Consider the following 12,597-nt stretch of genomic DNA (forward strand, 5'->3'; position numbering starts at 1 on the left):
TGAATCCCAACGCCCGCTTTGCGCGATAATCTGGAGGGCGAGGCGAAGGAGGTCCGGATGTCCCAGCCGATGTCTGCGTCGGATCAGGTCTACCGACATGTTCGTGAGCTCATCCTCGACGGACAGATCGGCTCCGGTGAGCTGATCACCGAGGGGCAGTTCGTTGAAGCCACCGGCCTCAGCCGCACACCCGTGCGCGAAGCTTTTTTGCGGCTCGAGGCCGAGGGGTGGCTGAAGCTCTATCCGAAGCGCGGCGCGCTGGTCGTGCCCGTTCAGCCGGAGGAGAAGGAACAGGTTCTCGAGGCGCGGCAACTCATCGAGACGCACGCGATGACCACGATCGCGGCGAGCGCCGATGCCGCCCAGGCCCTGCGCCGCCGGCTGCTCGACATCACCGAGCAGATGCGTGTGGCGATGGATGCCGGTGACATCGAGACGTTCACGACACTGGATGCCGAGTTCCACCTCGTGATCGTGAATTCCAGCGGCAACGACATCCTCGCCGATATCTATCGCGGTCTGCGTGACAGGCTTCGGCGCATGACGACGCGGTCGGTCTGGCACGACAAGACGCGGATGCAGGCGATCGTGACCGACCATGCGGATCTCGCCGAGATCGTCTCACAACGGGACGTCGCCGCGTTCTCGACGCGCCTCATGGAGCACATGCGATCGATCCACGATCGGGCGCATCGGCGGTAAGAGGTGCTGCGTGCTGCCGCGCAGGTGTCACCCGAGCGCGGGCACCGCCTTGTCCGCGCGCTGCGCCAACCGCATCCAGGTTTCCACAACAGTGTCGGGGTTGAGCGACATCGATTCGATTCCCTGATCGAGCAGCCAGTCGGCGAGATCCGGGTGGTCCGATGGCCCCTGCCCGCAGATGCCGACGTACTTGCCGCGACGCAGGCACGCCTCGATCGCCATCGCGAGCATCTTCTTCACTGCCGGGTCGCGCTCATCGAACGTCTGCGCGACGAGCGCGGAGTCGCGGTCAAGGCCGAGCGTCAGCTGGGTCATGTCGTTCGAGCCGATCGAGAAACCGTCGAAGTGATCGAGGAATTCGTCCGCCAGCAGCGCGTTCGACGGCACCTCGCACATCATGACGACCTCGAGTCCGTTCTCGCCGCGACGCAGGCCGTTCGCGGCGAGTAGTTCGATAACGGCTGCGCCCTCGGCCACGGTGCGGACGAACGGGATCATGATCTTGACGTTCTTCAGGCCCATGTCATCGCGCACCCGGCGGATAGCCTCGCACTCCATATCGAAGCACTCGCGGAAGTCCGCGGAGATGTAGCGCGACGCCCCACGGTACCCGATCATCGGGTTCTCCTCGTGCGGCTCGTAGCGGTCACCACCGAGCAGGTTCGCGTACTCATTCGACTTGAAGTCGCTCATGCGCACGATCACCGGCTCCGGAGCGAACGCTGCGGCCAGCATCGCCACACCCTCTACGACGCGCTGCACGAAGAACTCCCGCGGTGACGAGTACGCCGCGATGCGGTCGGAGATCTGGGTTCTCAGATCGTCCGGGAGCGTTTCGTAATCGAGCAGAGCACGCGGATGGATGCCGATCTGGCGGTTGATGACGAACTCCAGGCGCGCGAGTCCGACACCACGATTGGGCAGGCGCGAAAAGGAGAAGGCCTGATCGGGTGTGCCGACATTCATCATGATCTTGACCGGGACCTCCGGCATCCGATCCAGGTGGGTCTCCTCCTCGGTGAAGTCGAGGAGACCTTGGTAGACGAGGCCGTCGTCACCCTCCGCACACGAGACGGTGACGTCAAGGCCGTCAGGGAGCACGCTGGTCGCATCTCCCGTGCCGACGACCGCGGGGATGCCGAGCTCGCGCGCGATGATCGCCGCGTGGCAGGTGCGGCCACCGCGGTTCGTGACGATCGCGGATGCTTTCTTCATGATCGGCTCCCAGTCGGGGTCGGTCATGTCGGCCACGAGCACGTCGCCCGCTCTGAAGTCCGCCATCTGGTCGATGCTGCGCAGCACGCTCACCGCGCCGGAGCCGATCTTCTGACCGATCGCGCGTCCGGTCGAGAGCACATCACTTCGCTCGGCGAGTACGAAGCGGCGCATGACGTTCGCGTCGGCGCGGGAAACGACGGTCTCTGGTCGAGCCTGCAGGATGTAGATCCTGCCGTCGACGCCGTCGCGCGCCCACTCGATGTCCATCGGGCGTCCGTAGTGCTGCTCGATCGTGACTGCGTGACGGGCCAGTTCTTCGACCTCAGCATCCGTGATGCTGAGCAGGCGGCGCTGGTCGAGCGGGACGTCTTCGAAGACGGTCGTTCCGCCGACCTGCTCACTCTCGGTGTATCGCATCGCGATCGCTTTCTCGCCGACGGAGCGCTTGAGGATCGCGGGGCGGAAGGCGGCGAGCGCCGGCTTGTAGACATAGAACTCATCCGGGTTCACGGCACCCTGCACGACGGCCTCGCCCAGCCCGTAAGAGCTGGTGATGAAGACGGCGTCCTCGAAACCGGATTCGGTGTCGACGGTGAACATGACTCCGGATGCTCCGATGTCGGAGCGCACCATCCGCTGCACGCCGACGGAGAGCGCCACGTCGTGGTGGTCGAAGCCGTTGTGCACCCGGTATGAGATTGCGCGGTCGTTGTAGAGCGACGAGAACACCTGCTTCACTGCCTGCAGGATGTGCTCGATGCCGGCGATGTTGAGGAATGTCTCCTGCTGGCCGGCGAAAGAGGCGTCGGGGAGGTCTTCTGCGGTGGCCGATGAACGTACGGCCCAGGAAACGGCATCCGGGGCGGGGTCGTTCTCGACCAGGCGCGTGTAAGCGGAGCGGATGTCACGCTCGATGTCATCGGGCAGCGGCTGCTGCTCGATCCACTCGCGCACCGCGGCGCCGACGCGGGAGAGCTGGGTGACGTCGTCGACGTCGATTGCTTCGACCGCTTCGCGGATGCGCAGGTCGAGGCCGCTCGTCGAAAGAAAGGAGCGATAAGCATCCGCTGTCGTCGCGAAGCCGCCGGGCACGCGCACGCCGAGGCCTCCGAGGTGGGAGACCATCTCGCCGAGGGAGGCGTTCTTGCCGCCGACCTGAGGAAGGTCTGCCATGCCGACCTCGTCGAACCACAGGATGTTGCTCATAAGGATGCTTCTTTCACTGGGTTATATAAAGCGCGGTCACGCCCGCAGCTTCATGGTCTGCATGATGACCGCGGACATCTCCTCGACGCTTTTGGTCGCGGAGTTCAGGAAGGGAACACGGTTTCGTCGGTAGAGGTCTTCGGCACGGCGCAGCTCGACGGTGCACTGCTCGAGGCTGGAGTACTGCGAGCTCGGCCGCCGTTCGTGGCGCACCTGACTCAGCCGCAGGGGCGTGGTGGTGAGCCCGAAGCAGCGGGCACCATACTTCGCCACTGCACGCGGGAGTGCTTCGGACGGGTAGTCGTCGTCCGTGAGCGGGTAATTCGCCACTCGCAGCCCGTGTTGCAGAGCGAGGTACATGGTCGTTGGCGTCTTGCCGCAACGGGATGGCGCGATGATGACGACGTCGGCCTGGTCGAGAGCCCTTGAGCTCTGCCCGTCGTCGTGTTCGATCGCGTATTCGACGGCGCGCATGCGCGCGAAGTAGCGGTCGGTGTCACCCAGGCCATGGAACTGGCCGAGTTGTTCTGATGCCGTCGTGCCGAGTGCTGTCTCCAGCTCCGTCAGGTGACCGGCGAGGAGGTCGATCAGGACAGCCTTGGAGCTGGCCAGGATGCTGCGGATCGCCGCGTGCTTCACCGTTGTGAAGACGAGCGGCGCGCGGCCTAGTTCAGCGTCCGCGTCGATGCTAGTGACGACTCCGCGCGCCTCGGCATCGGTGACCACGAACGGGATCGTGTGTTTGAGGAAGCGGATACCGGGGAAGTTCGCCAGCAGTGCATTGCCGAGAGTTTCCGCGGTGACACCCGTGCTGTCCGAGACGAAGTACGCGGCGCGCGCGGCGGCGGTGTCTGGGACTGCGGGGGTGGTCATGAGACAACGCTACGGAAAGTTCATCATGCTGAATGGCCATTTCATGGCGAAGGATTCTGCATATTTACCCGACCGGAAAGACGAAGTCTTTCCCTTCCGTTGTGGGACCGCTGTTGGGGGGGGGGGGGGGGGGGGGGGGGGGGGGGGGGGGGGGGGGGGGGGGGGGGGGTAGGGGGGGGNTTTCCCTTCCTTTGTGGGACCGCTGCTCTCCCCCCCCCCCCCCCCCCTCCCCCCCGTGCGCCGACAAGCCCTGCGTGGTGCATTCTGCCGATTGAGTCAGAACGAATATGTTTGACGGTGAAGGGGAGAGTGAACGATGACACGCAACAATCCGCTTCCTGTTGACCCGATCGCTGAGGCCAAGCGCCAGTGGACCGTTCACGGGTGGCAGGATGCCGCCGCCGGCATGTCGGCAGTGACGTCGGTGATGCGCACGCAACAGCTCATGCTCGCGCGGGTTGAGCGGACGCTGAAGCCTTTCGGGCTTTCTTTCGCACGGTTCGAAATGTTGCGGCTACTCGCCTTCACTCGCGAGGGCCGGATGCCGATGGCCAGTGCGATCGCGCGCCTGCAGGTTCACCCGACGAGTGTGACGAACACGGTGACGCGGCTCGTGAAAGACGAGCTGGTGCAGCGAGAACAGCATCCTGACGATGGCAGAGCCGCCCTCGTCGTCCTGACTCCCGCCGGCCGGGGGATCATCGAGTCGGCAACCGCAGCACTGAACGAAGTGTTCTGTGACGTCGGGCTTGCTGATGGCGACACCATCGATCTTGTCCGGATCCTCGCACGCTTCCGCAAAGAGGCCGGAGATTTCTCGGACCCTGTGCAGCCACCGGACCCGCTCTGATGCTTTACGCCTGCGAGGGCGCACAGCATCAGGTTCTCAGCGGTGGCTGAAGACCGGGGCGCGCTTGTCGCGGAAGGCCGCCATGCCCTCGGTCTGGTCATCCAAGGCGAACGTTGCAGCGAACGCCTGCCTCTCGAACCGCATGCCCTCGGCGAGGGTGGTCTCCTCTGCCGCCAGCAACGCAGCCTTGGCCGCATAGACAACCGGGAGAGACTTCGATGCGATCGTCTCAGCAACCTTCGCTGCTTCGTCCAACAGCTCATCGGCAGGGATGACGCGTGAGACGAGGCCTGACCGCTCAGCTTCTTCGGCACCCATGATGCGTCCGGTGAGCACCAGCTCCGCAGCCTTGTACTTGCCGATCGCGCGAGGGAGCCGTTGAGTACCACCGATGCCGGGGATGACACCGAGGTTGATCTCGGGTTGCCCGAACTTCGCGGTGTCAGCGGCGAGGATGATGTCTGCCATCATCGCAAGCTCGCATCCGCCACCGAGTGCGAACCCGGCCACGGCAGCGACCACCGGGGTGCGCAGCCGACCGAAGTCGTTCCAGTCGGCGAAGGGATCGTTGAGATACATGTCGATGTACCCCTTGTCCGCCATCTCCTTGATATCCGCTCCCGCCGCGAATGCCTTCGCGGAACCGGTGATCACGATCGCGCCAATGGCGGGATCATCGTCGAAGGCCTTTCCCGCCGCAACGACCTCGCCGATGAGCTTTGCGTTCAGCGCATTGAGCGCCTCGGGACGGTTCAGCGTGATCCAGCCGACGCGGCCTTTGGTTTCGGTGATGATCGTTTCGTAGTCGCTCACTATCGCTCCTGTCAGGCGTCCGCGCTCTGCGCACGGATCGTGTTGATGATTCCGGAGAAGTCTTTGCGCGCGCCATCACCGTCGGCATACGCCTGGTAGATCTCTCGCGCGTGGCGCCCGAGCTGCGCGTCTACCCCGGTCAGCTCGATGGCCGATTCTGCCAGGCCGAGGTCCTTCGACATCAGAGCGCCAGCGAAGCCGGGCTCGTAGTCGTTGTTCGCGGGGCTGGTGGCCACGGGGCCGGGGACGGGGCAGTTCGTCGTCAGCGCCCAGCACTGTCCGGAGGCGTTGGATGCGACATCGAACAGTGCCTGATGGCTGAGCCCGAGTCGCTCGCCGAGCACGAAGGCCTCGGCGACCGCGATCTGTGTGATCCCGAGGATCATGTTGTTGCAGACCTTCGCCGCCTGCCCCAGCCCCGACCCACCGCAGTGCACGATGCGTCCGCCCATCACTTCCAGGATCGGCCGCGCGGATTCGAAGTCCTCATCGCTCGCCCCCACCATGAACGCGAGGGTACCCTTCTCCGCGCCGACGACTCCCCCGGACACCGGAGCGTCCGCCGCCCGGTGGCCAGCCGCGAGCGCGAGGTCGTGCGCCGTACGTGCTTCGTCGACGGCGATCGTCGAACAGTCGATGAACAGTGTTCCGGGCTTCGCCGCGGCGAGCAGACCGGTGTGAGCACCGTCGCCCTGGTAGGCGGCGATGACATGCCCGCCCGTGGGCAGCATGGTGATCACGATGTCGACGTCCGCCACTGCGGTAATGGAGTCCGTTGCGATCTCGATTCCGTGCTCTCGCGCGGTGGCGAGGGCCTTCGGCATCGGATCGAACCCGATGACGCGGTGACCTGCGGTGGCGAGGTTGGCTGCCATCGGGCCGCCCATGTGCCCGAGGCCGAGGAATGCGATGCTGGTCATGACTTGTGCTCTCTTTCAGTGGCCGGTGGCGGGAGCCAGTCCGAGTTCATGGTCGCCGAGTGGCAAGAAGTAGGCATCGATGGTGTCTGGTGACAGAGCCTTGGATGCCTCCCAAATTGGATTGCGATCCTTGTCGATCACCTGCGCACGCACGCCCTCAGCGAAGTCGGGAGCGGCATGTGCACGACGAGAAACTCGATACTCCTGATCGAGCGCCTGCTCAAGGCTCGTCAGAGCTGACGCCCGGCGGAGTGATTCGAGGGTGACCGCAAGCGCGAGCGGCGATTTCCCATCAATGGCGTCCGCGGCGCGTTCCGCCTCCGGATTACCGACAGTGCGCAGACGTCCCACGATCTCCGGAACGCCCGGCGCGGAGAACGCATCGTCGATCCACGGGCGACTCGCGACCAGCGGAGCTATCCCCGGATCCGCTGCGAGCAGCAGGATCGCTTCGGCCGCATCCGTCGTTTCCAGCGCCTTCAGGAGTTTCGGAATCTTGGAGGATGAGATGAAGTCGTCGCTGAGCCCGATCGCGATCGCGTCCGCTGCGCCCACAGAGCCCGCAGTCAGCGCGACGAAGGTGCCGATCTGGCCCGGCGCACGAGAGAGGAGCCAGGTGGCACCGACATCGGGAATGAAGCCGATACCGACCTCTGGCAGTCCGAGCCTGCTGCGCTCGGTGACGATCCGATGCGAAGCATGGGCCGATATCCCGATGCCGCCGCCCAAGACGATACCGTCCTGGATCGCAACGACAGGCTTCGCGAAACGTGCGATCTGTGCGTTGAGACGGTACTCGTCGTACCAGAACCGTGCGGAGGCGGAGCCGTCGCCAGACAGTGCGTCCTCGTACAGGCCCACGATGTCGCCGCCGGCGCAGAGGCCGCGCTCGCCTGCTCCCGTGATCGCGATCGTCTGGATCGAATCGTCCTGAGCCCAGCGGGTGAGCGCCTCACTCATCGCGATGACCATCGCATGGTTCAGGGCGTTGATGACCTTCGGACGGTTGAGCGTGATCAGTCCGAGCCGTCCGCGCTGCTCGAAGAGCACGTCATGTTCGGCGACGTCGCTCATCGTGTCGCCGCCAGAAGCTCACGTCCGACGATGAGTCGCATGATCTCGTTGCTGCCTTCCAGGATCTGGTGCACACGCAGGTCGCGCACGACGCGTTCGATGCCGTACTCCTTGAGGTAGCCGTAGCCACCGTGGAGCTGGAGGGCCGCATTGGCCGCGGAGGATGCCACGTCGGTCGCGAATCGCTTCGCGAGCGCGCACGCCACTGCCACGTCGGGCGCTCCCTCATCCATCTTCTCCGCCGCGCGCTGGAGCAGCGCGCGGGCTGCCTGCAACTCGGTCTCCATGTCCGCGAGCGTGAACACGATCGACTGGTTATCGGAGAGCGGACCACCGAAAGCGTGACGCTCCTGCACGTACCTCGTCGCGCGGTCCAACGCCCACTGGGCACCTCCCAGCGAGCAGGCGCCCATGTTCACTCGCCCGCCATTGAGGCCTTTCATGGCGATGCCGAAGCCGTCGCCCTCCTCGCCGAGCCGATGCGTGACCGGCACGCGGACGTTGTCGAAGAACACCTGACGGGTGGGCTGTGCGTTCCAGCCCATCTTCTCCTCGTTCGGACCGAAGCTCAGACCTGGCGTCCCGTCAGGAACCACAATCGCGCTAATGCCCCGTGAACCCGGAGCACCGGTGCGAGCCATCACGATGTACACCGCAGAAGAGCCGGCGCCCGAGATGAACTGCTTCACACCGTTGATGAGATACTCATCGTCGTCGCGGATCGCGGAGGTCGTGATCGCCGCCGCATCAGAACCCACGCCCGGTTCGGTGAGACAGTAACTACCCAGCGCGGACATCTCAGCGAGCCCGGGGACCCAGCGCTGCCGCTGCGCGTCGTCACCGAACGTATCGATCATCCACGCGACCATGTTGTGAATAGAGATGTAGGCGGCGATAGTCGTGTCGCCCTTCGCGAGCTCCTCAAAAATCGCGACGGCATCCGAGCGCGAGAGCCCGGATCCGCCGGCGTCTTCGCGGACGTAGATGCCGCCGAGACCCATCTCACCCGCTTTGCGCAACGTGTCGACCGGGAAGTATTTCTCGGCATCCCACTTCGCGGCGTACGGGACGAGTTCGGTCTCGGCGAAGTCGCGGACGGCGCCGACGAGTGCGGCGCGCTCCTCAATGATCGTGCTCGACATGGCAGTCAGTGCATCGTCGGGATGACGAAGCTCGCGCCTTCCTTGAGGTCGTGCGACAGCCAACGGCTCGTGACCGTCTTCGTCTTCGTGTAGAAACGGAAGGCATCAGGGCCGTGCTGATTTAGATCACCGAAACCGGACTTCTTCCACCCGCCGAACGTGTGGTAGGCGATCGGCACGGGGATCGGCACGTTGACGCCGACCATGCCGACGTTCACCCGTGTGGAGAAGTCGCGGGCAGCGTCGCCGTCGCGTGTGAAGATCGAGACGCCGTTGCCGAACTCATGATCGCTCGCCATGGCGAGTGCCTGCTCGTAGTCGTCAGCGCGCGCGATGAACAGTACAGGGCCGAAGACTTCTTCCTTGTACACCGTCATGTCGGTCGACACGTTATCGAACAGCGTCGGGCCGAGATAGAACCCGTTCTCGTACCCCTCGACCGTGTATCCACGGCCATCGGCGAGCAGCGTTGCGCCCTCGTCAATGCCCGTCTGGATGTAGCCCTCGACGCGCTGGAGCGCCTCGGCCGTGACGAGGGGCCCGTAGTCGACGCCATCGGCGAGGGCCGGGCCGATCCTGAGCGCCTTGACACGCTCGGTGAGCTTCGCGGCGAGCGCGTCACCGGTCTCTTTGCCTACCGGAACAGCGACCGAGATCGCCATGCAACGCTCGCCTGCCGAACCGTAGCCTGCGCCGATCAGAGCGTCAGCAACCTGGTCGAGGTCAGCATCCGGCATTACGATCATGTGGTTCTTCGCGCCGCCGAAACACTGAGCGCGCTTGCCGTTCTGGGCGGCGGTCTCGTAGATGTACTGCGCGATCGGCGTCGAACCGACGAACCCGACAGCCTTCACCCGCTCGTCATGCAGGATCGCATCAACGGATACCTTGTCGCCGTTGACGACGTTCAGCACGCCAGCTGGCAGACCTGCCTCGAGGAAAAGTTCCGCGATGCGCAATGGCACAGAGGGGTCGCGCTCGCTGGGCTTGAGGATGAAGGAGTTACCGGCGGCGAGCGCCGGGCCCATCTTCCACAGCGGGATCATGGCCGGGAAGTTGAATGGCGTAATACCCGCCACGACACCGAGCGGCTGACGCATCGAATAGACGTCGATCCCGGTGCCGGCACCGGTCGAGTACTCCCCCTTAAGAAGGTGCGGAGCGCCGGCTGCGAACTCAATCACCTCGACACCACGCTGAATATCACCCAGTGCGTCATCAACCGTCTTACCGTGCTCGCGCGACAGCGTCTTGGCAAGTTCCGGTGCGTCCTTCGCGATCAGGTCGAGGAACTTCAGCAGCACACGGGCACGCTTCTGTGGGTTCGTCGCACCCCACCCGACCTGAGCCTCTTCCGCGTTCGCGATCGCGGCGGACATCTCCTCCGTGCTCGCCAGCGGTACCCGTGCCTGCACCTCACCGGTGCTCGGATCGAACACATCCGCGAAACGTCCGGACGTACCGGCGACGTGCTTGCCGCCGATGAAGTGGGTAAGTTCACGAGTCATTGTGACGAGTCCTTTCGCGGTGCATTCGTCGCAGCGCATACCTGGTGGCCCCAACCATATAATAGGAAGACCAACTATTGTCAACCGGTCCACTATGCCGCGGGACCCCACCTGCATCGATCCCCGCCCGGCGCCGCTGTTGCACGCGCGCCGAGTGAGTGCAATAGTATAATCGACTGGTCGGTTGGTAGATAGGGGTTTCATGAACGTCACGGCACGGATCACACGCATGGATCATGACGGCATCGCCGTTCTCACCTTCGATTACCCCAACCGCTCCATGAACGTCGTGGATGAGTCGGTATTCGTAGAGCTCCGCGAGCAGGTGCGCACCGTAGCGGAAGACAACACGATCTCCGCCGTGGTGCTGACCTCCGGAAAGCCCGGGGCTTTCGGCGCCGGGGCAGACGTCTCCTGGCTTCCCGAACTCGTCGCCCGCCCCGACGCCGATGGCTTCCTCGATTCCGTGCATCAGCTCATGGCCGAGATCGCCGACTCCCCGAAGCCCTATGTCGCAGCCGTGCACGGTGCGGCGTTCGGCGGAGCACTTGAAGTAGCACTCTCCATGCACGCGATCGTCGCGGCCCCCAACGCGATCCTCGGCCTGCCAGAGATCACGCTCGGCCTCATCCCCGGCGGCGCAGGAACCCAGCTCATCCGACGATTCGTCGACACGACGACAGCGCTCGACTTACTCCTCAGTGGACGGACGATCGATGCGGCCACGGCGCAAGAGATCGGGCTCGTGGCCGCCATCGCGGACGATGACCTGCTCGCGGTAGCGCTTGCGACGGCTCAGCGCCTCACCGACCGCGAGATGCCTCGCGCGGTCGTCGCCGAGGACACGACCATCGCCCTCGCCGCGCTCGTAGCGCGGCGAGGGGACGCGGTTTCCATGGCTGCGGGGGCCATCATCGACGCCGTGCGTGCCGGGATCACAGACGGGTATGCAGCCGGATGCGCGGCCGAGCGCTCATCATTTATTGCCCTCGTCGAATCCGCAGAGGCGAAGGCGCGCATCCATCTGTTCACGGCAGAGAACGACATCAAACGACGCAGCCGCGGCACCGGCGCGGCATTTCAGCGCGTCGGGGTCGTCGGAGGCGGACAAATGGGCTCCGGCATCGCTGCCACCGCGGTGGGTCGCGGCCTCTCCGCGGTCGTCCGCGACGTGACTGATGACAAGCTCGACGGTGCCCGCTCCTACGTCGATCGCGTCCTCACCCGCAGTGACCCCGGCCGCAAGGAAGAGCTCATCGCGAACTGGGCTGGAACGACGGAATGGGCTGGCTTTGAGTCAGCGAATGCTGTCATCGAGGCAGTATTTGAGCTGCCTGAAGTCAAGCGCGAGACGCTTACACTTGTGAGCGACATCGTCTCCAGCGAAACACTAGTGGCGACCAATACCTCTGCTATCCCGGTGGGCAGCCTGGCGTCCGCTGTAGCAGCACCCGAGCGTTTCCTCGGAATGCACTTCTTCTCCCCGGTCGAGCGGATGCCGCTGGTCGAGCTCGTGCCACACAGTGGCACTTCTGTGGGGACCGTCGAGCGCGCGGGATCACTCGCGCGCTCACTCGGAAAGCTCCCGGTTGTGGTAGCAGACAAGCCCGGATTCTTCACGTCACGGGTGTATGCGCGCTGGCTCATGGAGGGAGTGCGCCTCCTGCTTGACGGCGTAGCTCCGGATGCTGTGGATAGTGCCGCGAAAGCTGCAGGCTTTCCCGTTGGCCCACTCCAGGCGCACGATGAGGCAACGCTCGATCTGGTCGTGAAGGCCAGCATCACCCAGGTCGCCGAGCCCGTCATGGCCGGCAGGCTAGACGTCGCCGTGGTGCGCAGCGCCCTCGAATCTCTCATTGCGGTGGGAGTGGAAGGGCGACGTTTCGGGGCAGGCTTCTACACGTATCAGGATGGCAAGCGCGCAGGCGTGAATCCCTTGGTTGTTGAGACGCTGGCGGTCACGCCGAGCGATATGGACCAGCAGTCCATCGCTGACCGACTGCTGCTCGCATTCGCAACTGAGGGCTTCCTGTGCTGGGACGATGGAACTATCCTCCATCCCACTGATGGTGACGTCGCATCCGTGCTGGGGATTGGCTTCCCGAGGGCGCTCGGCGGCCCGTACCACTGGGCTGACCAGCAGGGTCTCGACTGGGTCATCGCGCGTTGCGCCGAACTCGGCGAGAACGCGTTTCCCATCGGTTCCCGCCTGCCCCAGCTGACAGACTCTGGTGCATCATTCGCAGACGAATCACGCTTGGTATCCCCAGGCAGTTGAGCGAGGGATCGAC

General features: G+C 64.6%; 10 protein-coding genes. 3 read left to right on the forward strand and 7 right to left on the reverse strand.

Annotated features, from left to right (window positions below):
• Positions 1-57: 57 nt before the first annotated feature.
• Positions 58-702: a GntR family transcriptional regulator gene (locus ACSU1L_RS06385; RefSeq protein WP_439255113.1), complete on the forward strand. Its 645-nt coding sequence runs from the start codon at positions 58-60 to the stop codon at positions 700-702.
• Between the two features lie 27 nt (positions 703-729).
• Here ACSU1L_RS06385 and ppsA read toward each other — a convergent pair whose 3' ends face one another.
• Positions 730-3,126 (reverse strand): phosphoenolpyruvate synthase, encoded by a 2,397-nt coding sequence (gene ppsA, locus ACSU1L_RS06390; RefSeq protein WP_439255114.1) that lies wholly within the window; start codon positions 3,124-3,126, stop codon positions 730-732.
• Positions 3,127-3,162: 36 nt separating this feature from the next.
• Positions 3,163-3,999, reverse strand: coding sequence for a pyruvate, water dikinase regulatory protein (locus tag ACSU1L_RS06395; RefSeq protein WP_439255115.1), 837 nt, complete (start codon positions 3,997-3,999; stop codon positions 3,163-3,165).
• 316 nt (positions 4,000-4,315) lie between these two features.
• Here ACSU1L_RS06395 and ACSU1L_RS06400 point away from each other — a divergent pair, with 316 nt between their 5' ends.
• Positions 4,316-4,849, forward strand: coding sequence for a MarR family winged helix-turn-helix transcriptional regulator (locus tag ACSU1L_RS06400; protein WP_439255116.1), 534 nt, complete (start codon positions 4,316-4,318; stop codon positions 4,847-4,849).
• A gap of 36 nt (positions 4,850-4,885) precedes the next feature.
• Here ACSU1L_RS06400 and ACSU1L_RS06405 read toward each other — a convergent pair whose 3' ends face one another.
• The 5 genes from ACSU1L_RS06405 to ACSU1L_RS06425 are packed head-to-tail and all read right to left on the reverse strand — an operon-like array spanning position 4,886 to position 10,306.
• Entirely contained in the window at positions 4,886-5,662 is a 777-nt protein-coding gene (locus ACSU1L_RS06405; protein ID WP_439255117.1) for an enoyl-CoA hydratase, read from the reverse strand.
• Positions 5,663-5,673: 11 nt separating this feature from the next.
• Positions 5,674-6,582, reverse strand: a complete 909-nt coding sequence (mmsB, locus tag ACSU1L_RS06410) for a 3-hydroxyisobutyrate dehydrogenase (protein ID WP_439255118.1) — start codon at positions 6,580-6,582, stop codon at positions 5,674-5,676.
• 15 nt (positions 6,583-6,597) lie between these two features.
• Positions 6,598-7,656, reverse strand: a complete 1,059-nt coding sequence (locus tag ACSU1L_RS06415; RefSeq protein WP_439255119.1) for an enoyl-CoA hydratase/isomerase family protein — start codon at positions 7,654-7,656, stop codon at positions 6,598-6,600.
• Positions 7,653-8,798, reverse strand: coding sequence for an acyl-CoA dehydrogenase family protein (locus ACSU1L_RS06420; RefSeq protein ID WP_439255120.1), 1,146 nt, complete (start codon positions 8,796-8,798; stop codon positions 7,653-7,655). The genes ACSU1L_RS06415 and ACSU1L_RS06420 overlap by 4 nt, the downstream gene beginning before the upstream one ends.
• A 5-nt stretch (positions 8,799-8,803) precedes the next feature.
• Positions 8,804-10,306 carry a CoA-acylating methylmalonate-semialdehyde dehydrogenase gene (locus tag ACSU1L_RS06425; RefSeq protein ID WP_439255121.1) on the reverse strand — a complete coding sequence of 501 codons (1,503 nt, stop codon included), beginning with the start codon at positions 10,304-10,306 and terminating at the stop codon, positions 8,804-8,806.
• A gap of 202 nt (positions 10,307-10,508) precedes the next feature.
• On the opposite strand from ACSU1L_RS06425, the gene ACSU1L_RS06430 reads away from it, so the two are divergent.
• On the forward strand, positions 10,509-12,584 hold the full coding sequence (locus ACSU1L_RS06430; RefSeq protein WP_439255122.1) for a 3-hydroxyacyl-CoA dehydrogenase NAD-binding domain-containing protein: 2,076 nt from the start codon (positions 10,509-10,511) through the stop codon (positions 12,582-12,584).
• The last annotated feature ends 13 nt before the right edge of the window (positions 12,585-12,597 follow it).

The sequence above is a fragment of the Microbacterium sp. A94 genome (genome assembly GCF_051842855.1).
GTDB lineage: Bacteria > Actinomycetota > Actinomycetes > Actinomycetales > Microbacteriaceae > Microbacterium.

Excerpts from the sequence above, each read along its gene's own strand:
- ACSU1L_RS06425 (WP_439255121.1), bottom strand. The coding sequence starts at position 10,306 with ATGACTCGTGAACTTACCCACTTCATCGGCGGCAAGCACGTCGCCGGT.
- ppsA (WP_439255114.1), bottom strand. The coding sequence starts at position 3,126 with ATGAGCAACATCCTGTGGTTCGACGAGGTCGGCATGGCAGACCTTCCT.
- ACSU1L_RS06415 (WP_439255119.1), bottom strand. The coding sequence starts at position 7,656 with ATGAGCGACGTCGCCGAACATGACGTGCTCTTCGAGCAGCGCGGACGG.
- mmsB (WP_439255118.1), bottom strand. The coding sequence starts at position 6,582 with ATGACCAGCATCGCATTCCTCGGCCTCGGGCACATGGGCGGCCCGATG.
- ACSU1L_RS06430 (WP_439255122.1), top strand. The coding sequence starts at position 10,509 with ATGAACGTCACGGCACGGATCACACGCATGGATCATGACGGCATCGCC.
- ACSU1L_RS06385 (WP_439255113.1), top strand. The coding sequence starts at position 58 with ATGTCCCAGCCGATGTCTGCGTCGGATCAGGTCTACCGACATGTTCGT.
- ACSU1L_RS06420 (WP_439255120.1), bottom strand. The coding sequence starts at position 8,798 with ATGTCGAGCACGATCATTGAGGAGCGCGCCGCACTCGTCGGCGCCGTC.
- ACSU1L_RS06400 (WP_439255116.1), top strand. The coding sequence starts at position 4,316 with ATGACACGCAACAATCCGCTTCCTGTTGACCCGATCGCTGAGGCCAAG.
- ACSU1L_RS06395 (WP_439255115.1), bottom strand. The coding sequence starts at position 3,999 with ATGACCACCCCCGCAGTCCCAGACACCGCCGCCGCGCGCGCCGCGTAC.